Genomic DNA, 23,606 nt, shown 5'->3' with positions numbered 1-23,606 from the left:
CTGTCAGGCAGCTACAGGATGCCCCATCCTGGGAAGGCCTCTTCTGATGGTAGCTTTCGAGCGCTACTCGCGACAGATTCTCTTTGGTCCTATTGGACGCCAGGGGCAGGAACGCCTGCTTGCCTCCTCCGTGGCCATTATCGGCTGCGGCGCGCTCGGCACGATGCTCGCCAACCACCTCTGCCGCGCCGGTATCGGGCAAGTGATCATCGTCGATCGTGATTACGTTGAGCTGAGTAACCTGCAACGGCAGATCCTCTTTGACGAAGGCGATGTCCAGGCTCATCTGCCCAAGGCGGTGGCCGCAGCCAGGAAGCTGGAACGCATCAACAGCGAGGTCAGGATCGAAGCCCTGGTTGCCGACCTTGACGTCGAGGAGGTCGAGTCGCTGGTCGAGCGTGTCGATCTGGTGCTGGATGCTACCGACAACTTCGAGACGCGCTATCTGCTCAACGATGCCTGTGTGAAGCACCAACGGCCCTGGATCTACAGCGGGGTGATTGCCGCCCACGGGGTGACGATGAACATTCTCCCAGGCGAGACCGCCTGTTTGCGCTGTGTCTTTCCCGAGATGCCCCCTCCTGGCAGTACACCAACCTGCGATACCGCCGGGGTGCTCAACGGGATCGTAAGCATGATGAGCGGCATCGCTGCGACCGAGGCCCTCAAGATCTTGCTCCAGAGTCCTTTGATCAGCCGGGCCTTGCTGGTGGCCGATCTCTGGGAAAATACTTTTGAGCGTCTGGAGTTGCCTCGTCAGAGCGATTGTCCGACCTGTGCCCTTGGACGCTTCGATTTCTTAAACGCCTCCATCCAAAGCAGGACAACCGCCCTCTGTGGGCGCAATGCCGTCCAGGTGCGCAGCAGCCGCCGTGAAGCTTCCGTCGACCTGGCAGCTCTTGCCCAGCGTCTGGAGGCGCTCGCTCCTGTCCAGCACAATGCCTACTTGCTGCGCTTCACGATCGATGGCTACGAGATGACGGTTTTCTCCGACGGGCGCGCGATCATCAAAGGCACCGATAACGAGCAAGTTGCGCGCTCACTCTACGCTCGCTATATCGGCATGTGACCAATCCCGCGCCAGCCTGGCTCAACCCAGCCCGCGGGAGAGCGCCAGGTGGTCCAGCGGAGCGACAGGCAGGTCCGGCCCCCGCCGCAGGGTCTTGTCCCTCCCTCACTCTATGCTATAATGAGGCACAATCCGCCTGGTGGTCTCTTCACTTCATCATCCGTTAAGCGTCTCTTTGCGAGACACGGCAATCAACGGCACCAGCAAACAAGCAAGCACGCAAACATGCAATTCAAAAAGGAGACAGAACAGCTGACCTCCATCAGCAAGCAAGGGAGTCGTCTTCTATGGCTGAGTATATTCTGGTCTGCGTGGCCTGGCCCTATGCTAAAACGTCGACCCACGTGGGACAGATCGCCGGCGCTTATCTGCCCGCCGATACTTTCGCGCGCTACCATCGCCTGGCCGGTAACCATGTGTTGATGATCTCAGGCAGCGATGAGCATGGCACGCCGATTCTGGTCGAAGCCGAGCGTCAGGGCATCTCGCCGCGCGAATTTGTCTCCTACTACCATCGCCAGATCTGTGAGGTCTGGGAGCGTTTGGGTATCTCCTGGGATCTCTATACGGAAACGGGCACGGAGAATCACTATCGCATTACGCAGGATTTCTTTCTGACGCTCTATCAGAAGGGCTATGTCTATAAAGATACCATGCAGTCGCCCTACTGTCCAACGGATCGCCGCTTTCTGCCCGATCGCTACGTTGAGGGGACCTGTCCTCACTGTGGCTACCCCCAGGCGCGCGGCGACCAGTGCGACAATTGTGGGCGAGTGCTCGATCCCGTTGATTTGATCCAGCCCCACTGCCGTCTCTGCGGCAGCAGAGAGCAGCCGCTGGAGATCCGCGATACCGAGCATTTCTTTCTCGATCTGCCCAAGCTTCAGGAGCCGATTCTGCAGTGGCTCTCTCAGGGCAAGGAGCATTGGCGTCCCAACGTCTATGCCTTCACGATGAACTGGCTGAAGGAGGGCCTGCGCCCGCGCGCGATTACGCGCGATCTCGATTGGGGGGTGCCCATTCCCCTGGAGGGCTACGATGAAAAGCGCATCTATGTCTGGTTCGATGCGGTGATTGGCTACTTCTCAGCTACTGTGGAGTGGGCGCAGCGCAGCGGCGACCCCGAGGCCTGGAAGCAGTGGTGGATTCCCGGCCTGACCGATCCTTCGGTGAAAGCCTACTACTTTATTGGTAAGGACAATATCCCCTTCCACACGATTATCTGGCCGGCCATGCTGATGGGCTATGGCAACCGCAATCTGCCCTACGATGTCCCGGCCAACGAGTTCATGACCATGCGCGGCAGCAAAGCTTCGAGCAGCCGGGGAAATGTGGTCTGGACGAAGGATGTGCTCGACCTCTATGGAGCTGATCCTCTACGCTACTATCTGTCGGCCACCGCCCCCGAAGGACGCGACACCGATTTTACCTTCGAGGAGCTGGTACGACGCAACAACGATGAGCTGGTCGCCACCTATGGCAACGCTGTCCATCGCACTTTGACCTTTGTCCAGAGCCGCTTTGGTGGAACAGTTCCTACGCCCGGCGCACTGGGCACCGCTGACGAGGCGATGTTGAGGGAGGTCGAGAAAGGCTTTCATACGGTCGGCGAGTTGATCAGCCGCTGCCGCTTCAAGGACGGGCTACAAGCAGCAATGGCCGTGGCCCACGTGGCTAATCGCTACCTCGACGAGCAGGCGCCCTGGAAGCGCATCAAGGAGGACCGCGAGGCCGCTGGGACAACACTCTACGTGATGCTGCAGGTGCTCAGCGGTCTGCGCTTGTTACTCTATCCCTACCTGCCCTTCTCTTCGCAGAGGCTGCATGGCTACCTCGGCTTCGCAGGAGATGTCAGCGCCTCCCACTGGCAGCTTGAGACAGTACCCGCCGGTAGGCAGCTTCCGCCACCTCAGCCGCTCTTTGCTAAGCTGGAGGAGCCTGCGGACCTCTCCCCCGCCGAGCAGTAAGTCATTGCCGCAGGCGAACGATCCTCCTCTCTCCGTGGAGAGCAGGCGGTCCAGGAGCAGCAAAAGAGAGCAAACCCGTCAGCAGAGGAAAAGAATACTACAGCCCAACAGCACGGATGGGGAGAGTCTCTTCTCTCCAGATACCAGACCAGCCGGGCGGAGGAGGAGACGCTCCGCCTGGCTGATCTTTATTCTTCGGCTGCCTGCTCTTCGCTCTCACGGAGACGGTAGCCCACCGCCTCCGCCGCCAGGCAGGCGGCCCCCACGACGCCCGAGAAGTCGCCCAGGCGGGTGCGTACGATGGGCGTCTGGCGAGCAGGAAGGGACAGCGCCACGGTGCGTGCACGCCGTACGGCACGCTCAAAGAGCAGGTCAATGGCTTCGATGACGCCTCCTCCCAGGATAATGGCCTCGGGATTGTAAAAATTGATGATCGAAGCCAGACCATACCCCAGATAGTCCGCGGCTTCGCTGACAACTTCGATCACTAGCTCATCGTTCTGCTGGATCGCGCTGGCCAACAATCCCGAGCGGATGATAGTTTCGCCGCCCTTGAGCTGGAGCAGGGCCTCGTCGGCCAGCACGGATTTGCGGCCATGATGGATCTCAGCCAGAATAGCCCGCGTGATGGCCGTGCGTGAGGCATAGGCCTCCAGACAGCCACGCGCACCACAGCTACAGATGCGTCCGCTGGCCTCCACCGTGATATGGCCAATCTCGCCAGCAGTGCCGGAGAGGCCCGTATAGAGCCGCCCGTTTTGCAGAATCCCTGCGCCAATGCCGGTTCCGATAAAGACGCAGACAAAGTTCTTGTAGGTACGCCCGGCCCCGTGGAGATACTCGCCAAGAGCAGCAACCTCCACATCATTGCCAACAGCAACCGGGCGTTCAAATTCGGCGCTGAGCAGAGCCGCCACTGGCATATCGCGCACGCCGAGATTGGGCGCCTCCAGAATCACGCCGGTCTGACGATCAATCTGGCCGGCGGCGCCGATGCCTACGGCGAGCAACTCGCGCCCGTTGCGCAGATCAGCGGCCTCGAGAGCAGCGTGGGCTACCTCTACCAGCCGGCGGGCGACGAAGTCTTGCCCTCGTTCTGCTTTTGTACGCTTGCGCGCCGAGGCGATCACTGCGCCAGTAGAGACATCGATGACTGCCGCCAGCGTCTTGGTGCCTCCCAGGTCGATGCCAAGAGCATAGGTTGCCGGATGCCCCGCGTGATTCTTGGCCATAGTTCTCTCCTCAATACAAACAGAACGGCAGCAACAGGCGGCACAGCCTGTTTCATACCGCTCGCTGATCGTCAACGTGAGCGTGGGACGGCCCTTTGAGCAGAGCATGTTCGTCGCTCTCGCTCCACGCCCCCTGCTCCCGTCCTTCTCCTCCCCCTTACTCCTGACGGAAAGGCAGGCTTAAGTTCGGCTCTACGTCCAGATCAAGATCATGCCGCTCGCCGCGCAGGAGATGGAAGAAGGCCGCAGCTGCTACCATTGCCGCATTGTCCGTACAGAATGCAATCGGAGGATACTGTAACTGGACGCCCAGCGGCGTTAGCTCTTCCTCCAGACGTGCACGCAAGGCGACATTGGCCGCCACGCCACCGGCCAGCAGCACCTGCCGCACGTGATACTCCTGGGCGGCCATGCGCGTCTTGACTGCCAACACGTCGACGATGGCTTCCTGGAAGCCTGCCGCCAGCAGACCAATATGGACTTGACCCCGCTTGGCGGCTTCGCTTCCCATCGCGGTGTAGCGACTCACCTGGCGCCCTCCACTGGGCAATGGGCGACCTGGCTGCTGATCCGCAACCAGTCCTTCGGCCAGGTGGAGCATGGCGGTTTTCAGTCCGCTGAAGCTGAAGTCATAGGTTCCTCGTAGCCAGGCTCGCGGCAGCCGATAAGGATTGCGCACCGGCAGGCGCTGCTGACGTAGCTCCTCTTCCGCCAGGCGCGCGGCCTGCTGAATGGCCGGACCACCGGGATAGCCGAGTCCCAGGATGCGCGCCACCTTATCAAAGGCTTCACCCGCCGCATCATCACGCGTCCGTCCCAGCAGGAGATAGTCGGTATGGTCGCGCATGAGGACCAGCTCACTATGAGCGCCGGAAACGACCAGACAGATCAGAGGGAAGAGCGGATCACCAGGCAGATAGGCACTTTCTGCCTCGCTCGCGTCGATCTGGAGGTCAGCGTCCGGCGCCAGCCGCAGCCAGTTGGCGTAGATATGGGCCTCCAGATGGTTGACCCCAAGAAAGGGCAGATCACGAGCCAGAGCCAGGCTCTTACCAACTGTCAGGCCAACGAGCAACGAGCCGGCCAGACCGGGACCATAGGTAGCAGCTACAGCATCGATGTCTTCCCAGCAACAGTGAGCCTGCTGGAGAGCGGTCTCGATGACCGGCAAGACAGCAGCCAGCTGCTGCCGCGAGGCGACCTCTGGCACCACTCCCCCGTAGCGCTCATGAATCTCCGTCTGCGAGGCAACCACATTAGCCAGTACATAGCGGCCATCTTTGATAATGGCAGCCCCGGTTTCATCACAAGAGCTTTCGATTCCCAGAACGAGCATAGTTCACCCCCTTTCTCATCCAATGAAAAGCTGCATAGCTGGAAGGCACCTCTCTCTGACCAGCATCTCGGGGCGGTCCCGTTCTCCTGTCCGGCAGAACGGCGGGTGCTGACCAGCCAAAAGCGGTTGAGGGCAGCAGCCATCGTCGGAGGCTAGACCGGTTGGATTGGGGCAGGGTACTCTCTCTTAGCCCTGAGCTTCCAGCTTCCGCAGCAGTGCGGCCTTCTGCTCCTGAAATTTCTGGCGATAGGCCGGACTGTGGATCTCGTCGGTCCACATGATCAGGGCGTCCTCTTGATTATCGCTGTAGTAGCGGTGGCGCAGGCCAGCCTCACGGAAGCCGTACTTACGATAAAGATTCTGCGCAACGTAGTTGGAGACACGGACCTCAAGTGTGACCCATCTGGCGCCGATGGTATAAGCAATATCGATCAGACTGATGAGCAAGAACTCGCCGAGTCCCTGACGACGATAGTCAGGATGCAGGGCAATGGTCGTGATATGCGCCTCGTCGACCATGAGCCACAGGCCGGCAAAGCCAATGATCGAGGCAAGCTGCGGCGAGGATGTCGCCGTCGACAAGCGGCCCGGCAACAGCGACAGAGGGAAGAAGCGCCTGGGTCTCTCAGCCTCAGAGGCAGAAGGCTCCACGTGCTCCTCTAGAATCTTTTTGTCCCGCAGAACAATATAGTGCGCCCAGCGGTTATCTTGCAGTTCCTTGCGATAGGCGCTAGGAGGCCAGGTCGATGGATAGGCCAGACGTTCAATCTCGATGACCCGAGGCACGTCTGACAACGTCATGCGTTCAATGATGTAACGCACGTTCTTCCCTCTCCGTCTCGCTTTGAGGTAGTGAGCGCGGCTGATCCACCGCGTTCAGCAGCGGTTGCTTACGCGCACTGGCCGTAATGGCAGGAGGGCGTAAGTAGAGCGGCTCCAGGCGCAAAGGATCATCACGCTCGCCACGCACGAGGCGCGGCCAGGCAAGCGCGGCCAGGGTTGCAGCCCTTCTCGTGGCCAGCAACGGCTCAGCGAAGGCAGCCTCTGGCAGAGAGGAGCGCAGGATCGCGCAGGTGGCCGCTTTTAGTTCCCCACAGAAGAGAAAAGGAGGAAGCTCACGTCGGCCCGGCACCGCCAGGGACGTCGTCGCCAGCTCTTTGAGATAGGTCACGAGCTGCTGGGGAGGCAGCAGGACATAGTCACCAAGTCGCTGCAGGTCCTGCGTAAGGCGCCCCTGCTCATCTCTGCTTTCCGTACTGAGATAGCAGGCGGCATACAGTTCGGAGCGTCCTGCCTCCAGCACAGCGCAGATCGGCCCTGACCAGCGATGCTGCTGAGCAGCGATGATATCCAGGGTGCCCACCCCAACCAGCGGCTTCTCTAGAGCGAAGGCCAGGCTACGAGCGGTGGCCAGCCCCACCCGCACGCCATTAAAGGAGCCTGGGCCTAACGCCACCGCCAGGGCAGAGAGATCCGCCGGACACCAGTTTCGGCTGTCCAGTAAGCGGCGGATCGCGGGCAACAGCTCAACACTATGATTATTCTCGACAAGCCAGGTCTCCTCCGCGTAGAGGGTCTCCTCCGAGCAAAGGGCCAGACTCGCCTGGCGCGTAGAGGAATCAATTGCCAAGAGCAGCATAGGTATTTTTCTGGAATTGCTGTAGCAGCTCACAATAATACGATCCAACGGCCTCGAAGAGGAGCGCCCGCTTCGTCTCGCTGAGCGACTTCAGACGGATGCGGAGATACTCGCCAGACCAGAGCGTTGGGGCCTTATCAGCCCACTCCACTACACAGACGCCTGCCGGGTGAGAAAAGTAATCTTCGAAGCCCAGATCGAGTATCTCTTCCGGATGCTCCAGGCGATAGAGATCAAAATGATAGAGCGCCAAACCTCTGGAGCGCGCCGCCTGCCCGTCTCCGCTCCCGCGTGGTTGGCCGCGGTACTCCTTCAGGAGTGTAAATGTGGGGCTGCTGACCACCGCGGTAATATCCAGACCCTGAGCCAGACCTTGGGTAAAGGTGGTCTTCCCCGTCCCCAGTTGGCCAGCCAGCAGGATGAGCTCGCCCCCGCGCAGCAGCTCGCCTAAACGCATACCAAGCCGCTGGGTTTGGGCCGCACTATGGCTGATCACATCAAGGGTGCAGCTCACCTCGTCTTGAGAAGCACCAGTCACGCCGTCTTCCTTCTCCCCTGCTATAGCCGTGGCTCAAGTATCTCTTGAGCCTTTCCAGAGAGCCTCACATTATTATAACACAGTCTTCCCTGCTTCGCCTCAGCCGATTTTCTTCCCGCAGTTAGAGCAATAGAGCGCCCGCACACGGACGAGCTGGCCACAGTGAGGGCAGGGTACCTTATCCGCTGCCCGCGGGGTTCCACCGGTACTGGCCCCCCCTGTTCCTGGGGCCTGCTGCGTTGTCGGAGCAGTGGGAGCCACCGGTGGTGGCGTATAATCGCGCGGTGGCTGCGGAGCAAACTGCTCTGGCTGATAGGTCTCATTCTTGATCTCTTGAAGCTGTTGCTCTCGATTGCGCAAATCTGCATCTAGCTCCAGAATACCGGCACAAACGCGCGCTAATTGTGGCTGAGAGAGCGCCCCCTGCTGATAGAGGGTCATAGCCGCTGTGGCAAGCTCTTCCAGCAGAAGCTGACGCTGCTTGAGCAGCTGATCAATCTCCCCCTGCTTGTTGCGAATACGCAGCTGTTTCTGGGCTTCCCAGGTAGTCCGGCTGACAGCCGCCGAGACAAGATGTTTTGCCGACTCAACAAAGTCCGCCATCGTTGGTGCTCCTTCCCTTGAGTTAGTCTGGTGAGCTGAGAACAGCGAGGCCTCCTGACTGACCGCCCTGATCGTTAAGTGGGCCAGGTGCTCAGGCCGCCATCAGGAGATCCTGCACAGGGTGCCGCTAGGCCTCGTCCTCGACTGCACTGCGATAGATACGCACGGCTTCCAGTCGACCCATGCTGTTGAGCTGAATGGCCACCACATCAATGCGCCAGGGGCGCCCGTAGGCCTCGTGCTGCTCAAGGTAGTAAGAGGCCACCTCAATCAGCTTGCGGCGCTTGCGCGGTGTCAGCGCCTCTTCGGGGCGGCCCCAGCTCCTGCCGCGGCGCGTCTTCACCTCAACAAAGACTAGCTCCTCGCCGTCGCTGGCGACAAGGTCGACCTCTCCAGCCCGGCAGCGAAAGTTACGCTCGTGAATATGATAGCCCTGCTGATGCAGGGTAGCAGCAGCAAGGCGCTCGCCAGCTCGGCCAAGCGCACGCTGTCTGCTGGCCCTGGTCAGGCCCCTCTTTCCCTGCCCCTTAGACTCCTCGTGATCTGTACCATTCATGAGAGTAATACGCCATCCTCGCTCTCAATGTTGTATGCTTCCTATGAGAGCATCGCTGAGCTAGCAGCGCTCTTGCCGTCTCTGCAAGGATAGCCTAAGACAGCGGCCAGATGCAAGCAGACAAGGAGCGTCCCTGAAGACGACACAGGAGAACATTCAGAAGAGGAGCAAGCCCAGAGATGGATCAGCAACCGATTGTCTTTCTCCACGGCGCAGGAGGGAGCGCTCGCAGCTGGAGCGCTCTTCTAGGGTACCTCGGCACGTATCCTGCCTTCGCCATTGACCTGCCGGGGCACGGCCAGCGCGCGGACACGCTGGCGGCAGATGTGAGTGTGAGCGACTACGCTCAGGCTGCCTGGCAGATTGTCAGCAAGGAACTACAGCTTCAGAGGCCGATCGTCGCCGGGCACTCGATGGGAGGAGCCATTGCCCTGACCCTGGCCCTGGAACATGGTCAGGAGCTGTCAGGACTGATCTTGATCGGAACGGGCGCCCGTCTGCGCGTACGAGCCGATCTGCTGGAGGCCGCACGGACAGGCTCCTCTGAGGCACTGCAGGCGCTGGCCACCTGGAGCCTGGTCCCAACCAGCAGCGAGAGCCAGCGCACCCGCTTTCAACAAGAGCTAGTCAGCGGCGCAGCTCAGCTTTACCGCGACCTGCTGGCCTGCCATACCTTCGATTGCATGGCCCGCCTGGGAGAGATCCAGCTCCCAACCCTGATCGTCGTAGGGGCAGAAGATCAGATGACACCTGTGAAATACAGCCAGTATCTTCACGACCATATCGCTGGGTCGACACTGCAGATCATTCCTGCTGCCGGTCACGCCTTGATGCAGGAGCAACCGGAGGAACTGGCTCGCGCCATCGCTGCCTGGCTGACAGCAGCCCCCTCGACGCCTTCCCCTGGTTCATGCTACAATACAGCCAGTGGTTTCCCTCACGAATAATAGAGCAAGCAGGGCAACAACGGCCCTTCTTCATACAGAGCATTTGCGATAAATAGGGGGCAACGGTATGTCAGGCCATTCGAAATGGGCACAGATTCGCCGAGCTAAAAGCGTGAACGATGCGCGCAGAGGACAACTGTTCACGCGCCTCGGGCGCGAGATCGCAGTTGCTGTGCGCGAAGGAGGAAGCGGAGATCCCGCCGCCAACGCGCGGCTGCGCATGGCCATCCAGCGCGCGCGCGACGCTAACATGCCGATGGAGAACATCGAGCGCACCATCAAGCGGGCACTTGGCGGCGCAGAGGGCAGCAACCTTGAAGAAGTGACCTACGAGGGCTATGGCCCCGGTGGAACAGCGATCCTCATCGAGGCAATGACCGAAAATCGCAACCGCACGGTTGCGGAGATTCGCAACGCTTTCAGCCGCAACGGTGGAAGCCTGGGCGAGACGGGAAGCGTCTCCTGGATCTTTGAATCGCGCGGGGTCATTGAGGTGGCCATCGACGGGCATGACCCCGATGAAGTCTCATTGGAGGCTATTGATCTGGGCGCCGAAGATGCGGAACCCTCAGCAGAGGACCAGGTCTTGACAATCTACACGACCCCGGCCAACCTGGAGAAAGTGCGCCAGGCCCTCCAGGAGAAGGATTACAAGATTCTGAAAGCCGAGAGCACGATGGTCCCCAAGACCCGCGTTGAGCTGCGTGATGCCAGAACTGCTCATCAGCTTATGCGGCTTGTCGAGAAGCTGGAGGACCTGGACGACGTCCAGTACGTCTATTCCAATGCCGATATTCCTGACGAACTGGTGGCCTCCTATGAGTAGGGCGGGTGGCGGCAGCAAACCAGGGACCAGAGCGACCCTTGTGGCCGCTCTGTCCTCCCCCCGAAAGCCCAGCGAGGAAGGCGGCATATCCCTATGACTCAGAAGACCCCACCGCGGCGGGTCGCCCTGGGCATCGATCCGGGGACGGCGATTGTGGGATATGCCGTCGTAGCGGCCCAGGGCGACAGGCTCAGCCTGCTCGCCTGCGATGTCATTACCACGCCCGCTGGCATGCCCTTACCCCAGCGCCTCCAGCAGATCTATGAGCGCCTGGGGGAGATCATTAGCCTTCATCAGCCAGCGGAGGCCGCTATGGAGGAGCTTTTCTTCGCCAAAAACGCCCGCACGGCGATGATGGTCGGCCAGGCACGCGGTGTGGCCATGCTGGCCCTGGCAAACCACGGCCTGCCCATTGCAGAGTATACGCCACGCCAGGTGAAACAAGCAGTCACCGGCTACGGCAGCGCAGACAAGGCCCAGGTCGGGGAGATGGTGCGCATTTTGCTCAATCTGCGCTCTGTTCCTCGCCCTGACGATGCCGCAGATGCAGCAGCTATTGCCATCTGTCATCTCCATAGCTCCCACCTGATCAGGGCCAGCCTCCTTTCAGAGGACTTCCACCCCTCAGAATCAGGAGGATGGTAATCATTCCCCAAAAAGTCAGCAACCGTTACTCAGATCACGCCAGTGGCGTTACTTCCTATACGACAGCAGAGGGAGAGATAGGCAGGCAGGGATGATTGCGAGCATTCATGGCCTTCTTGAGGCACAGCGCGAGGACCATCTGATCATCCGCGTGGGAGGCTTCGGGCTACGTGTCTTTGTGCCAGCCTCGACACGGACTCGCTTCAGTACGCCCGGCAGCGAGGTCTCGCTCTATACTCACCTGCACGTCCGCGAGGACGGCCTGGCGCTCTACGGCTTCGCTGAGGAGGCTGAGCGCGATATGTTCGAGCTGTTGATCGGGGTCAGTGGCGTCGGTCCCAAGGTGGCTTTGGCGCTGCTCTCGGTGCTCGATGCGCCCACCTTCTACCGCGCGATCGCTCAAGAGGATGTTCAGCTGTTGGCCCGCGCCCCCGGCGTGGGCAAGAAGCTCGCCGGTCGTCTGGTGCTAGAGCTGAAGGGCAAGGTCCCGGCAGTAGCCCCAGGCACAACCTCCGCCGGTGGTATCCGGCGCTCCGAGGTGTTGGAGGCCCTGGTCGGTTTGGGCTACAGTCCCGCCGCCGCCCAGGCGGCCATCGCTCGCCTGCCCCAGGATCAGAATCTGTCGCTGGAAGAACAGATCACCCTGGCCCTGCGCTCCCTCGCCCGCGAACTCTGATCTGACTGACGGTCGTTGTAGCAGGTAGAATTCGCAGAAAACGCCTATTTTCTGGAGGATGCTGATGGCAACGGACGAATTGCTGCCGCCAGCATGTGCTTTTGCTGTCTCTGTCCTGGCCGAGTATGAGCAGGACCCCGAGGCTGTGCCCGAGGAGGCTGTCGAGGCTGCCCGGCAGCATATGGCCTCTTGCCCACGTTGCAAGGAAGCCTCGGCAGCGAGTAGCCCCAAGCGCAAAAAAAAGAAGGTACGGCGCAGCTCCCCGACGGAGTCTCTGGCTGCCTCGGCGGGCGATGAGACAGCAGTTGCTGCCCCGGCCCTGGCTGGGGCTGAACCGTTCCAGGTGGCTCCCCCCGTCTCGCAGCCGCTCACCGCGCCAGGCTTCTCCTCTCCCCCACCCAGCTCCGAGATGCAGGAGCAGACCATCCGTATTGCGCCTCCCTCGGCTGGCGATGGCCTGATCGATTGCCAGCAGTGCCGTCAACTACTACCCGAGTACGCCGAGGCGATGGATAGCGGGCAGAATGTGGCCTTGCTCTATCCCGAGGTCCAGGCCCACTTGCTCGTCTGCGACACCGGCTGTCTGGTATTGCTCGACCTCTTCCGCCAGGAGGCCAAGGCCAATCGCAAGTATCGACGCCGCCCGGTGCGTGACCCGTTCCGCGTGATGTGGTGGCAGATGAGCGGCTTTTTCCGCGGTGGATTAGTACCGATCTCTCCGCGCGCTTTGGCCTTCGGGACCTTGATCCTGATGGTGTTGCTGACCTCTCTGACCGCATTTCTGGCGATCCGCTGGGACGACGCCCGCTACTATCATCCACCTAACACGCATCTGTTGCCAACGCCGGACGGTATCGGGCTAAGCGATGGGCTAAAGATCTTTGATGCCTGTAATACCGCTGGTTACCAGGATAAGCGCCAGGCCGCCCAGGCAATGCAGGCAGGTAATAGCCAGAAGGCCGAGGCCCTGCTCTCGGCAGCAGTGGAGATCAGCGATACGACGGGCTGCAACAGCGCCGAGGCGGCCATTTATCGAGAGGATCTGCGTGTGCGCCTCTCAGGCCACCCTTATGGCATTATTGTGGTGAGCTTCGATAGCGGCCCCGGTGTAGCTGATCCCCAGGGCGGCACCGATCGCCATATTCTCTACGCCGCCTATACCCAGGAGCTGGTGGGAGCCTATATCAGTCAGGAGCAGTACAATAGCGCCCAGATGAAGGTCCCCGGCGCACCTTTGCTATACCTGGTGCTGGCGAACACAACCGGCGAGGAGGAGGGTGCGCTGCAGATCGCCAATGCTGTGGCGACGCTGAACGCCAAAGGGAACTTCGCTGACTTCGGCCTGCAGGTGACCGGACGTCCACCCATTCTGGCGGTACTGGGGCTGGCACCAAGCCGCTTGACCGAGGTGGTGCTGCCAGTGCTCTGTCGCGCCGGGGTGCCTCTGCTCGCTCCGACCGCTTCGGGCCTCTTTATCATCGACTTGCTCTCCCAGACCTCGCTCTATCGCCACTGCACCCCCGGCTTCGCCTTTATTCGCTTCTCGGCGGACGATTCGGCTCAGAGTCGTGCCGGAGCCGACTATGCCTACAACGAGCTGGGAGCTCGCAATGTGGCCATCTTCTATGACCCAAGCAATCCTTCCTCCAGTAGCTCGGCCCGCTATTTTAGTCAGTCTTTCACTGCCCATCGGCATACGCGCATCGTGGCTCAGGAGACTGCTGTGGCCAGCGGTCTGCTCGATGCTAATGGACGCCCCCAGGCCTCGCGCGATGACTTGCTGGCTGGCCTCAAGGATGCTCTGCAGGCCCAGCCCCGGCCCGATTTAATCTTTGCTCCGCTGCTCTCCAACGATGTCATGACCCTGGCCGAGGCGATTGCCCAGCTCCCGCGCGATCAGCAGCCGATTCTGCTGATCGGTGGCGAGTTTGTCCAGCCAACGGCTATCCAGAAGCTGGTACCCTGGGTGCGTCAAAACCAGCTCACGCTGCCTCGTATTTACGTGACGGTCAGCAGCGCTGCTCGCCCTCCAAGCGGCGATAGCCCCTGGCCCAAGCAGTTCTACGCTGCTTTCTGCACGCTCTTTGCTTCACCAGGCAGCTTCTGCAGTGGAGCCGCAGCCCTGGATCAGGGCGCGCTCCTCTTCGGCGATGCGGTGGAGCTGGTAACTTTGAGCCTCGGCCAGCACCAGCAGTCCGGGCAACAGGCTCAGAGCAGCCAGGGACAGGCTCAGGCTACTCCCAGCTTCCCAACGCCTGCCCAGCTCGTGCAGCGCATCAGTAACCAGAGCTTCAACGGGGTGAGCGGCCCTATCGCACTGCGCTTGTGGAATAATGTCCTGATCACCAGCACACGCGCCGCGCCGGCGATCCTGGTCCTGCAACAGGATGGTAGCATCCAGATCGCTCAGTAGCGACGAGTAAAGCGGAATCAGGCAGAGTCTTGGTTGACTGGTTGATTGGTTGGCCCTCTCCCCCGCAGCCAGCGCTACCAGGTAAGAGAGCACAGGGGCGGCAAACCTGCCTCAGCTGACTAAGTTGAGACCGCCGCCCCCTCTCTGCGTTCTTCCTTCCGGCCTGTTTGTGGGCCTTCCGCCAGGGGGAGACGAAGAGCGGCTATGGCGCTGACTGCCTCTGCCCCCTCGCCACCTGATCAGTTTGATGAGATGAAGTGAGAAGAGGGCCATCAGCTAGAAAGGGATGAAGCCAAGATAGGAAGAAGAGGAGGGAAGTCAAGGAGCACAACAAGAGCTTAGGATAAGGGGAGAGCTGAGGAATGGAGCTACTCATTGTCACCTTAGCCCATATCAGGCCAGCCTATGAAATTGACGCTCAGACGCAAGTACGGCAAGTGACCGACGCTCTGCGCCCAACCCCCGGCCTGCTGAGCGTACGCAGTTACACCAGCCGCGACAGGCGCTATCACTTGCTGCTCACCACCTGGGAGAATCAGGAAGTCTGGCAAAAGGTGCGCGATCGCTGCAGCCCCGCCCGCCTGCTGCAGGAGATGGCAGGCGCTCAGCTCATGGACACACCAGAGCAGTGGGCGATGCGCTATATCTGGGGCTATGTACGCCCGGCAGTGAGTCCCACGCTGGCCGTAGCACTGCTGGCCCGCCTTCAACCAGAGCAGGCGGAGACAATCGAGCAACGCTGGCTAGAAAGCCTCCACCGCCAGGCGGCAGAACTGCTGATGGCCTCGGCCTTTCTGGCACGCGGGGAGGAGGAGCACGAGACGCGAGCCGGAGGAGATAAGGAGAACGCCAGCCGAGAGCCAGCCTATCGATGGGGAACAGTCTTCCTCAATTTTCTCACCTGGGCCAGCGAGATCGAGCAGGAGGAGTTTTATACTCAGCCAGGGTACCAGAACTTCAGCTTGCAGCTGCACCAGGCGGCACTCATCCAGATGCTGGCCCTGGAACAGCCCTGATGCCTCCGGCCCTTTTCTTCGCGGTTACTCCGTTTAGCAGGGGCAGGAGAGGATCAGGGCAACGCCTGCAGCGCCAGGCCCTGCCACCAACCAGAGGCAAGGCCGTCAGCGCCGGCTCGCGTCCGAGACCTGGCCCGACAGTGGCCCGTTGCTCCCTCCTGGCCGTGGTCCCCGCGGAGAGAACTCCTCAGTCACTGGAGCTTTCGGCCACCGGCCTGGCATAGTACTTCTGAAGCTCAGACCACAGCAGGGCCCGATCCCGCCACATGGCGGGTGTAAAGATGTGATACTCCCCATCACAAAGGGGAACCTGGGTGGGACAGACACGGTGCGGCGTTAGGCGGAAGCGTATGGTATCCTCAACCACTTCCACCCAAATATGACGCCCCGTATAACCCGAACCCCATTTGAGAAGCACTAGGGTATCGTATTCTTCAAAGCGCCCTCTCCCCTTGAGCAACTCGCGATCGAGACGACGCAAGAGCGAGGGAAGATCGCTCTCCCGCATAATGCGCCGCGCGTTTTCACGGCGCGCACGACGCTGAGCGTCTGTTGCGTCAAAGAACTCTTCAGACTGACTCATACTAGAAGCACCCAGCCATCCTTTCTTCGCTCGAAGAGCAGCAGATGATTAGCACGAGACGCTTTTCTGTCCTTCTACGGCTCAGCATTTGCAGCTTCGAAGCATGAAAGATCTACCCCCCTCTCTCGTCGCTCACTTGAGCCAGCGCTCACGCCTCCCCCGAAGAGGAGGCAGCGGCCAGAAACGGGAAGAGAGCAAACCAGCCAGCTAGCCATCGTGTTCCTTCCACTCCTAGGGCCGCAGACGCAGCTCATAATCGCTGCGCGCCTCCTCGCCACTGAAGGCATGGACCAGCTCGCGTCTGCTCAGCTCCCACTCCCAGCTGAGAACCGAGAAAGGTAGCACGGCGGCACTGGCCGAGAGAGGTAGAGCAGAGGCAAGGGACTGATCAACAAAACAATCAGCGACGTCACGAGACGACGAGATGTAATAAATATTATCACTGGAACGCTTCGCGTTGCGCTTGGCCTCGGCGACCAGATAGCTGATTTCCTGCAGGCTGTGAGTAAGATGAGGCTGGTTGTTGACGATGCCAATCGAGAGCGAGACGAGCGGGAATTGATAGGGACGCCCTTTGCGGTCCACGCCGCTGATCGTGCCACGCTTAAGGTCTTCAGGCCGATAGAACGGTTGGCTCAGCTCTTTGTAGGCGGCAATGATACGGCAACTGAGTAGGCGGGCCCGGTCAGGCGTGGTGACCACGACAAAGTCATCGCCCCCAACATGGCCGACGAAATCTTCCAGATTGCCATATTCACAGACCACACGACGGCAGATGCGCCCTACCAGACGGATCATCTCATTGCCAGCAAGGAAACCATAGGTATCATTGAAGGCTTTAAAATTATCGAGGTCGAGGTAGAGGAGGCTCCACGGCTCCTGGCTAGCAAGCTTGCACTTGATAGTCATCTCGACCTGGAACGCCCCAGGAAGGTCAATGAGTCTCGATAACACCACCTGCTGTACATGTCGCAACTGCGTGCGCACACGCTCCAGAAATTCTTCGGTGTCAAAGGGAGTGGCGATATAATCATCTACTCCCATGCGGAACGCACGCACCTTAGCACCGGGGTCGCTTGCGGCACTGACGACAATGATAGGAATATACATGGTCCGCGCATGCGTGCGCAGGCGCTGAATGAATTGCTCGCCATCGCTGCCCGAGCTTGTCATATTGAGAATGACAAGCTGAGGCATTTTGCGCAGCGCAAACTGGACAGCATCCTCGCCGTGAAGGACAGTGAGCGTATGATCTCCATCACTTTCCAGGTGTTTCTGAAGGATGCGAGAGATCAGACTGTTGTCCTCAACGACCAATACATTGCCCATAAGTGCTCCTGCCTCTACGCTTCACTAGCACAACGAAAGCACATTTTACCTTCCACACCTGATCTTCACAGGAACAAAAACAGCCCTATGCGATGAGGTGTGACAGAGGTGCAGAGGTATCTGTGTAAGAAACCTCCAGGTTCGCTGCCCGGGGTGAGCCTGAGCGCTTCCTTTGAGCGCCCCAGCTTGCTCACCGCCTTTTTTCTCCAGGCAGGATCAGTTGTCACAGATTGTAGACCCTGGCCACTGACGACCCCTGACGAAAGGGCAAACGAGCAGCTCCCCGGGCACAGGGCGAGGACTAGGATTAGAGCTAGAACTCATGCACCGCCACCACTATCTCTGCTCCCCTCTTCGATAAGGCAGCGCGCATGAGCAAGAGCACAGAGCAAACAGAGCAAATAACGTAGAGTTGCAAATCTCTTCCCCTCCACCGCCCATGAAGCCAGTCAACGTACCGACTTTGAGCACAGACGGAAGCCTCCACACTACCAGTGCGCGGTGGCTTCTCGTTCACCTCGGCCTGGCCGTCAGATCCTGGAGCCCTGTGGAGCTGGACTCATGCTGCTCCCCACGAGTCCTGGCAACAGCGCCATACCTGCTTGCCCCATCATATTAAACGCTAGCACATAAAGCAAGCAGTGTCAACACATCAGAGATGAATTTTTCATCATCCACCTGAGCACGAGAAAGTTCAACATTTGTCTGCACGATCCAGTGTAATATCCCTAGATGGATCTGCAAAGAAAGTTCTACCAAATGTTCTTGTCACGTTATACAGAAGGAGATGGAAGATTATCCCTTCTACCAACAAGTGTCATGATGACTTCGTAGCTTGGCCTATCTGGTTGTTAGTCTCAGGCTCTGGAGTACTGGCACCGCCAACCGAGTCGTTTCGGCTGTCAGCTCGGGCAGGTTCTTTCAGTCCACATGCTGTGCCTGGTTCAGCAGGCCACAACCTGGCTTGATCTGATCAGAGAGGCGATCGTCGAGCAGGAGTGAGGGGGAGGGGCTTCTGGCTTCTCGCTGAGGGAGGATTTCCAGGTTTTGCAGTTGACGTGCCGCCCTGCCTGCGCTAAGATAAAAGCGCCCATTCAGGCGCGAGAAACGTCTAGCCAGTCTTGAAGGGGAGCCTATGGCCATATCCTCCGCACCGACCGAGCGCAGCGTGGTTTTCCCCAGCAAGGGACAGCCCTCTTTTATGCTAGAGGGCATTCTCCATTATCCCGGCCAGGCTCGTCAGGCCCCCGTCGCTGTGCTCTGCCATCCTCAGCCGGCCAGTAGCGATATGCAGGATGTGCTGACATTGCTCCTGGCGCGCCGCCTGGCCGAACAAGGAATGATCGCCCTGCGTTTCAACTTCCGCGGCGTTGGTCGTAGCCAGGGTCAACAGACCGATGGTCGCTTGGAGCCGCTGGATCTGGCCGGCGCTATCGATTTTGTTTTAGCTCAGCCCGGAGTCAATCCCGCGAAGCTCTGCGTGATTGGTCACGCTTTCGGTGCCTATATCGCCCTGCAGTATGCCCCCTACGATCCACGTATCCGCACAGTGGTAGCGATCAGTCTGCCACTCTTCCGAGCTATCGGCGGCTTACCTCGCCAGTTTGAACGCCCTAAGCTCTTTGTGACCGGCGAGTTCGACGAGGTCTGTCCACTCTATAAGCTGGAGCCGTTCGTTGAACAGCAAAAAGGTCCCAAGGGCATCAAGGTGATCACTGGGGCTCGCCATCTGATGCGCGGCTACGAGGAGCCGGCCATTGAGACGATTACACGCTATCTGCTGCGCTGGGCCGAGATGCCCGATATTTGATTTGAGCTAGAGAGCTAAGCAAACAGGTGCTCCTCTCTTTCTACACCTCTCTTCTCCAGCGCTCCAGCAGGAGGTCTGCAGGCAGTGGTCGGCCCGGCCTGGCCTGGCTGTGTCCCACTTTTGGGCCTTGCGCTCTTGATGCCTAGCGCTGGCCCAAACTCGCAGGCAGCCTCGACAGGCCCCTTCTCGGCCTTGACAGCGACTGGCGAGGGTGCTACCCTTGACAACGGTCGCCATCGGTCACCAACGATGTCAGGTGCTGGTGGTCAGACCCTGTCTCGCTTGCTCAAAGCTGTGAGGGGCCTCTGCTGCCAGGTCCCTCCGTTCCGTTGCTACTTGATCTCGACTGTGCTTGTTTGTTTGCTGTCTGCCCGGCTGCCCGGCTACCTGGACGTTGCAAGAGCAGCCGCCGGCTGTCTCTATGATGATTTTGAGGAGGAGTCCACGCTGTGGAGAGCGTTCATCCGATCCTCCTGGAAGCTTCGCTCCATGAGACTATTTGGGGAGGGCGGCGCCTGGAGGAGGATGGTTGGAAAAAGCTGCCTCCGGCGATGCTGATCGGTGAAGCCTGGGAGACCGAGGTGAATACCCTGGCCCAGAATCCGCCCTACGCTGGGAAAACGCTGGGTCAATTGGTGTCAGAGCTTGGGCCTTCTCTCTTCGGCCCCCAGGTCGGGGCTATTTTCGGTCCCCGCTTCCCCCTTCTGGCCAAGTTCATTGACGCTCATCAGAAGCTGTCCGTGCAAGTGCACCCCGATGATGCTTACGCCGCTCGGTACGAGGGCGGCAAGCTCGGCAAAACGGAATGCTGGTATATCCTGGCCGCGGAGCCAGGTGCGACCATCGTCCACGGCTTCGCCACCCTCACCAGCCGCGCCGAGGTGGCTGCGGCTATCGAACAGGTAACCCTAGAGCAGCTTCTCCATGAAGAGCCAGTTCAGGCAGGCGATGTCATTTTCGTTCGAGCAGGAACGGTGCACGCCATCGGCGCAGGCATTCTGCTCTATGAACTTCAGGAGTACTCTGATATCACTTACCGCATGTACGACTATGGGCGCCTGACCGCCGAAGGGAAGCCGCGCGAGCTGCACGTTGAGCGCGCTCTGGACGTGGCCCATTATGGGCCTTCGACACGCATTAAGGTTCGCCCGGTGGTGCTTGCTGGCGGACTGGGCTACGAGGAGCGTTGTCTGGTCGCCTGCCGCTACTTTGTGATGCGCGAGCTAGCGCTTAAGGGAGAGGCTCGCGAGCAGACGACGGGAAGCTGCCAGATCCTGTCATCTCTGGGCGCTGAAGCAACCATCCACTATGGCCCCTCGCTGCAGCACCACCTGAGCTTCGGGCGCGGTCAAAGCCTTGTGCTACCCGCCGCCCTTGGCCCTTATGCTCTTGAGGGTCATGGACTGCTCTTGCGCTCCTACGTGCCCGCTCCCGATGACCCGGCCTGGCTGGCCTGGAAAGAGGCCAATCCTGAGCTGGCCTGAATGAGAGCGACAGAGATAGCAAGACCGCTCACTGATAAGCTGGCCCCTCCTTACTGAGGAGGGGCCAGCCGAGTTTAGCCGAGCTGATCAGGCTCGACTCATGCGCCGCCCACAGATCAGGTTCCTAGTTGGCTCCGGGCCGACCTTCTCGCTCGCGTCGCTTCTCATCCAGGTAGACAATGGTGCCTTCAACGACGCGCGGCTCATCGCCTGCTCCGCTTTCACTGGGTCGAGAGCGGGAATCATCCTCGTCGAGGCCTAACTCTCGCTGGAGTTGCTCAACCGTGGCCAGAACTTGCGCGACCCCGCGGAGCAGCTCAACAACTTTGAGAATAGCGAAGAGCGCCACCCAGAGCACTCCCCCAAGGAGCAGGGTGATGCCTCCCCCAATCAGGCCGTTGAGCAGGCTTTCATAGAGGACACCAGCGAGTAGAGGGAGCCAGTAGAAGCGGACCACTACCCGGAGCAGCCAGTAGAGGAACCAGAAGACCGCCTTGATGGGGTCCGCTGGCATCTCCCAGGGCGGTATCCATTGTAAACGGCGATTTCTTCTTTCCATGTTCGCGGTGCCAGGCACGCTGCTGTCCTCTCCTGTCTTCCCTCGTCTAACCCGGCCCTGCTCCGGTCTCCACTCAGCGAACAGCGCAGGCGGGTGGCAGTCGAGCGTTGCTTACGTCAAGGATGAGTACCGCTGCTCTTTTGCTGACACCATTGTAACAGCCAGCAGGCAGCAGCGCCAGAGCTTTGCTGCTGAGCTACTACTCAGCAGGCCCTCACCAATCATCCTCTCGTTCCCTCGCTCACCGACAGTAGAAATTGGCTCAGTCCCTTCGCTGTCTGCAAAAGATGCACATCTATCTCCTTCGATATAGAGGTCTCTAGATGCAGCGGACCATAGTTCGGCATATAGAAGACAATGCGAGAGGACCAGATACGCAGCAGCAGGCTGGTGGGAACTTCCTGCCTATCAGCCAGGCTGAAGGTCACAAGGAGCCTCTCCCCAGCCTGTAAGCGGTTAAAAGTACAGGTCGTCTTCAGGCTTTGAGATGACGGGGCCTCAGCAGTGGCCACAAAGCGATAGACATAGGTGGTATTGAGTACAGGCTGGGCATTCTGCATGACTTGCCAGGGCGAGACAAGCCAGGTGGTAGCCTGAGAGCGATCGGCGAGAGTGAGAGAGGCAGCTTGCTGTGAGAGTGCCTGTAGGTCGCCGAGTTTCCAAGGAGTAGCCTGGACAGACGTGGTTCCCTGGGTCGCAGGCTCGATCACATAGAGAGAGAACGGCAGGCCACCCGGGCGCGGCAGCTTGCTCACCAGCGTTGCATGTGTAAAACGCTCCAGTAGAGCCGTAACCCAGGGATCGTAAGGTCCCACGAGCATGACGGCGCGCTCGGCAGGCAGGAGCAGACAGTCGGCATCAAAGAGTGTAGCTGGCGTGCGCATCTGGCGGCTGAGGAAGAAGACAGCCGTGCGAGTGGCATCATCGACCGTGATATAGGCCCGCGAGAGATGCTCTCGCTGGGCAAGCTGATCGGTAGCAGCCAGAGCCTGCTGGAGCGAGGCCAGATCATTATGGTAGGGATAGGGCTGGAACGAGCGATCATTAAAGTGCCCTGCCAGGGTATCGAGGACGCTTACAGCCGAGGCCAGACTTTGCGCAACGACTAGCAGCCCCACCAGGAGATAGCCAGCCAGGCGCAAACGCTGCAGCCAGCCCTCGCGCCGATACAGCCACTGGCAGCACTGTGCCACCGCGATGCCAATCAACAGAAATGGACCTGGCATCAAGAGCAGCAAATACTGAGTGTGTAGTTCTCCTCCATAGCGCAAGAAGACCAGAAGAGGGACAAGTTGCCAGACCAGCAAGATCAGCGCTCCACAACGCTGGCCATCCGCGCTCCAGCTCTCCCAACCTTCACGTAGTCGCAGCCACCAGCGGCCAGGTCTCGCCGCTTCCTGCACCTCTGCCTGCTCGGCAGTCGAGTCAGCCCGCCGGCGCACAATCACGACCAGCAGCCAAAGGGCGGCCAGGATCAGCAGGGCAGGCATCGCCAGCTTGAGCCAGGAGAAGAGGCGGTGGAGTGGCAAAAGGATTGCATCGCTACGATTAGGAAGTTGATCATATGGAATAATGAAAAGGCGATAGATACGCAGAGCTTGAAGGGAGAGGCCTCCAGCCTGATGATTAGAGAAGCTGAGAGTGGAGCGTAGATCGTGCAAGCCAGAGACTAGCAGCCAGAGCAACGATGGAGCAAAAACAAGCAGCAGGATCAGGAGAGCGAAAAGGGCATCGCGCCAACGCACGGTCTTGGGTGCGAGTATCAGACAGAGCAGCAGCGGAGCTGCCAGCAAGAGATTGACCTCATGGGCCTGATAGAGCAGGGCCAGCCACAGCACAGCCCACGCGAACCACCCCTGTCGCCGCTCCACCGCGCCACGGAAGAGCGCCAGCAGAAAGAGCACAACAAAAGGAGCGGCAACATTGGGCTGCCAGATAAAGCGGGCATACTTCACTGGCAACACGGCAGAGGCGTAGAGAAAGGAGCCAGTCACAGCCGCCAGGCGGCCATAGTAGCGGTACAAGAAGAAATAGGTGAACAGGACAGCCAGGACATTAAGCAGGGCCACAAGCACAGCGGCCCAGAGCGGGTTAGCGCTCAAGGCCGCAGGCAGCATGAACAAATAGACCACACCGGGTGGATGTTGGGCCCCGATCGAGCCGGTATTGCTCGTGACTGGGAGCAGGCCCTGATGGACAGCATCGTAGGCCATCCGAAAGAGCGTGGCCTGGTCGTCATCAAACTCAGTCCGATTGAGACCGTAGAGCCGCAAGGCCGATGCAAGGAGCAACAGGCCAGGGACCTCTGGCTTTAACAGCCAGGACCAGGACCCCCAGGGGCGCCGCCGCTCCGGGCGCCCCTGGGGTTGTGAAACCAT

Annotated in this window: 21 protein-coding genes; 10 read left to right on the top strand and 11 right to left on the bottom strand. The window is 59.8% G+C overall.

Annotated elements, in window-relative coordinates:
• The first annotated feature begins 46 nt into the window (after positions 1–46).
• Positions 47–1,069 carry a ThiF family adenylyltransferase gene (locus N688_RS06610; RefSeq protein WP_052888541.1) on the top strand — a complete coding sequence of 341 codons (1,023 nt, stop codon included), beginning with the start codon at positions 47–49 and terminating at the stop codon, positions 1,067–1,069.
• A gap of 230 nt (positions 1,070–1,299) precedes the next feature.
• Positions 1,300–3,036 (top strand): methionine--tRNA ligase, encoded by a 1,737-nt coding sequence (metG, locus tag N688_RS06605; protein WP_272945054.1) that lies wholly within the window; start codon positions 1,300–1,302, stop codon positions 3,034–3,036.
• 188 nt (positions 3,037–3,224) lie between these two features.
• On the opposite strand, the gene N688_RS06600 is transcribed toward metG, so the two are convergent.
• The 7 genes from N688_RS06600 to N688_RS06570 form a co-directional block, all read right to left on the bottom strand.
• Complete coding sequence (locus N688_RS06600; RefSeq protein WP_052888539.1) at positions 3,225–4,268, bottom strand: ROK family protein; 1,044 nt, start codon at positions 4,266–4,268, stop codon at positions 3,225–3,227.
• 157 nt (positions 4,269–4,425) lie between these two features.
• The gene (locus N688_RS06595) at positions 4,426–5,604 is read right to left on the bottom strand and encodes a tRNA (adenosine(37)-N6)-threonylcarbamoyltransferase complex transferase subunit TsaD (protein WP_052888538.1); all 1,179 of its coding nucleotides are present in this window, start codon (positions 5,602–5,604) and stop codon (positions 4,426–4,428) included.
• Between the two features lie 186 nt (positions 5,605–5,790).
• A complete protein-coding gene (gene rimI, locus N688_RS06590) occupies positions 5,791–6,426 on the bottom strand; it encodes a ribosomal protein S18-alanine N-acetyltransferase (protein WP_202901851.1) in 636 nt (211 codons plus the stop codon).
• Positions 6,410–7,243: a tRNA (adenosine(37)-N6)-threonylcarbamoyltransferase complex dimerization subunit type 1 TsaB gene (gene tsaB / locus N688_RS06585; RefSeq protein WP_052888536.1), complete on the bottom strand. Its 834-nt coding sequence runs from the start codon at positions 7,241–7,243 to the stop codon at positions 6,410–6,412. Before tsaB ends, rimI begins: the two co-directional genes overlap by 17 nt.
• Positions 7,224–7,781: a tRNA (adenosine(37)-N6)-threonylcarbamoyltransferase complex ATPase subunit type 1 TsaE gene (gene tsaE / locus N688_RS06580; RefSeq protein ID WP_052888535.1), complete on the bottom strand. Its 558-nt coding sequence runs from the start codon at positions 7,779–7,781 to the stop codon at positions 7,224–7,226. The genes tsaB and tsaE overlap by 20 nt, the downstream gene beginning before the upstream one ends.
• Positions 7,782–7,880: 99 nt before the next feature.
• The gene (locus N688_RS06575) at positions 7,881–8,384 is read right to left on the bottom strand and encodes a zinc ribbon domain-containing protein (RefSeq protein ID WP_052888534.1); all 504 of its coding nucleotides are present in this window, start codon (positions 8,382–8,384) and stop codon (positions 7,881–7,883) included.
• 127 nt (positions 8,385–8,511) lie between these two features.
• Positions 8,512–8,940: a YraN family protein gene (locus tag N688_RS06570; protein ID WP_052888533.1), complete on the bottom strand. Its 429-nt coding sequence runs from the start codon at positions 8,938–8,940 to the stop codon at positions 8,512–8,514.
• 179 nt (positions 8,941–9,119) lie between these two features.
• Here N688_RS06570 and N688_RS06565 point away from each other — a divergent pair, with 179 nt between their 5' ends.
• From N688_RS06565 to N688_RS06540, 6 genes are all read left to right on the top strand, one after another.
• On the top strand, positions 9,120–9,887 hold the full coding sequence (locus N688_RS06565) for an alpha/beta fold hydrolase (protein ID WP_052888532.1): 768 nt from the start codon (positions 9,120–9,122) through the stop codon (positions 9,885–9,887).
• A 67-nt stretch (positions 9,888–9,954) separates the two neighbouring features.
• Entirely contained in the window at positions 9,955–10,713 is a 759-nt protein-coding gene (locus N688_RS06560) for a YebC/PmpR family DNA-binding transcriptional regulator (protein WP_052888531.1), read from the top strand.
• Between the two features lie 93 nt (positions 10,714–10,806).
• Positions 10,807–11,358, top strand: coding sequence for a crossover junction endodeoxyribonuclease RuvC (ruvC, locus tag N688_RS06555; protein WP_052888530.1), 552 nt, complete (start codon positions 10,807–10,809; stop codon positions 11,356–11,358).
• 91 nt (positions 11,359–11,449) lie between these two features.
• Entirely contained in the window at positions 11,450–12,034 is a 585-nt protein-coding gene (gene ruvA, locus N688_RS06550) for a Holliday junction branch migration protein RuvA (protein ID WP_052888529.1), read from the top strand.
• Positions 12,035–12,098: 64 nt separating this feature from the next.
• Positions 12,099–14,447 carry an ABC transporter substrate-binding protein gene (locus tag N688_RS06545; RefSeq protein ID WP_162179507.1) on the top strand — a complete coding sequence of 783 codons (2,349 nt, stop codon included), beginning with the start codon at positions 12,099–12,101 and terminating at the stop codon, positions 14,445–14,447.
• A gap of 362 nt (positions 14,448–14,809) precedes the next feature.
• Positions 14,810–15,463 (top strand): hypothetical protein, encoded by a 654-nt coding sequence (locus tag N688_RS06540; RefSeq protein ID WP_052888527.1) that lies wholly within the window; start codon positions 14,810–14,812, stop codon positions 15,461–15,463.
• Positions 15,464–15,650: 187 nt separating this feature from the next.
• On the opposite strand, the gene N688_RS06535 is transcribed toward N688_RS06540, so the two are convergent.
• Both N688_RS06535 and N688_RS06530 read right to left on the bottom strand, forming a co-directional pair.
• Positions 15,651–16,046 (bottom strand): hypothetical protein, encoded by a 396-nt coding sequence (locus N688_RS06535; protein ID WP_052888526.1) that lies wholly within the window; start codon positions 16,044–16,046, stop codon positions 15,651–15,653.
• Between the two features lie 231 nt (positions 16,047–16,277).
• Positions 16,278–17,375: a GGDEF domain-containing response regulator gene (locus tag N688_RS06530; RefSeq protein WP_052888525.1), complete on the bottom strand. Its 1,098-nt coding sequence runs from the start codon at positions 17,373–17,375 to the stop codon at positions 16,278–16,280.
• A 1,135-nt stretch (positions 17,376–18,510) separates the two neighbouring features.
• Between N688_RS06530 and N688_RS06520 the strand changes: the two genes are divergently transcribed.
• Both N688_RS06520 and N688_RS06515 read left to right on the top strand, forming a co-directional pair.
• On the top strand, positions 18,511–19,185 hold the full coding sequence (locus N688_RS06520; RefSeq protein WP_081838585.1) for an alpha/beta hydrolase: 675 nt from the start codon (positions 18,511–18,513) through the stop codon (positions 19,183–19,185).
• Between the two features lie 449 nt (positions 19,186–19,634).
• Complete coding sequence (locus tag N688_RS06515; protein ID WP_052888522.1) at positions 19,635–20,669, top strand: type I phosphomannose isomerase catalytic subunit; 1,035 nt, start codon at positions 19,635–19,637, stop codon at positions 20,667–20,669.
• Between the two features lie 124 nt (positions 20,670–20,793).
• Here the strand turns inward: N688_RS06515 and N688_RS06510 are convergent, their stop codons facing one another.
• Together N688_RS06510 and N688_RS06505 are read right to left on the bottom strand one after the other, a co-directional pair.
• A complete protein-coding gene (locus N688_RS06510; RefSeq protein WP_156025327.1) occupies positions 20,794–21,246 on the bottom strand; it encodes a hypothetical protein in 453 nt (150 codons plus the stop codon).
• A gap of 203 nt (positions 21,247–21,449) precedes the next feature.
• A complete protein-coding gene (locus N688_RS06505) occupies positions 21,450–23,606 on the bottom strand; it encodes an ArnT family glycosyltransferase (RefSeq protein WP_162179506.1) in 2,157 nt (718 codons plus the stop codon).

This window comes from Thermogemmatispora carboxidivorans (genome assembly GCF_000702505.1).
GTDB classification, from domain to species: domain Bacteria; phylum Chloroflexota; class Ktedonobacteria; order Ktedonobacterales; family Ktedonobacteraceae; genus Thermogemmatispora; species Thermogemmatispora carboxidivorans.
The sequence above is the reverse complement of the archived record's forward strand: the minus strand, read 5'-3'. Positions and strand labels throughout refer to the sequence as shown.

Coding starts and splice junctions, on each gene's coding strand:
- N688_RS06610 (WP_052888541.1), top strand. CDS start 47: ATGGTAGCTTTCGAGCGCTACTCGCGACAGATTCTCTTTGGTCCTATT.
- N688_RS06600 (WP_052888539.1), bottom strand. CDS start 4,268: ATGGCCAAGAATCACGCGGGGCATCCGGCAACCTATGCTCTTGGCATC.
- N688_RS06595 (WP_052888538.1), bottom strand. CDS start 5,604: ATGCTCGTTCTGGGAATCGAAAGCTCTTGTGATGAAACCGGGGCTGCC.
- tsaB (WP_052888536.1), bottom strand. CDS start 7,243: ATGCTGCTCTTGGCAATTGATTCCTCTACGCGCCAGGCGAGTCTGGCC.
- N688_RS06575 (WP_052888534.1), bottom strand. CDS start 8,384: ATGGCGGACTTTGTTGAGTCGGCAAAACATCTTGTCTCGGCGGCTGTC.
- N688_RS06570 (WP_052888533.1), bottom strand. CDS start 8,940: ATGAATGGTACAGATCACGAGGAGTCTAAGGGGCAGGGAAAGAGGGGC.
- N688_RS06565 (WP_052888532.1), top strand. CDS start 9,120: ATGGATCAGCAACCGATTGTCTTTCTCCACGGCGCAGGAGGGAGCGCT.
- N688_RS06560 (WP_052888531.1), top strand. CDS start 9,955: ATGTCAGGCCATTCGAAATGGGCACAGATTCGCCGAGCTAAAAGCGTG.
- ruvC (WP_052888530.1), top strand. CDS start 10,807: ATGACTCAGAAGACCCCACCGCGGCGGGTCGCCCTGGGCATCGATCCG.
- ruvA (WP_052888529.1), top strand. CDS start 11,450: ATGATTGCGAGCATTCATGGCCTTCTTGAGGCACAGCGCGAGGACCAT.
- N688_RS06545 (WP_162179507.1), top strand. CDS start 12,099: ATGGCAACGGACGAATTGCTGCCGCCAGCATGTGCTTTTGCTGTCTCT.
- N688_RS06540 (WP_052888527.1), top strand. CDS start 14,810: ATGGAGCTACTCATTGTCACCTTAGCCCATATCAGGCCAGCCTATGAA.
- N688_RS06535 (WP_052888526.1), bottom strand. CDS start 16,046: ATGAGTCAGTCTGAAGAGTTCTTTGACGCAACAGACGCTCAGCGTCGT.
- N688_RS06530 (WP_052888525.1), bottom strand. CDS start 17,375: ATGGGCAATGTATTGGTCGTTGAGGACAACAGTCTGATCTCTCGCATC.
- N688_RS06520 (WP_081838585.1), top strand. CDS start 18,511: ATGGCCATATCCTCCGCACCGACCGAGCGCAGCGTGGTTTTCCCCAGC.
- N688_RS06505 (WP_162179506.1), bottom strand. CDS start 23,606: ATGGTTTCACAACCCCAGGGGCGCCCGGAGCGGCGGCGCCCCTGGGGG.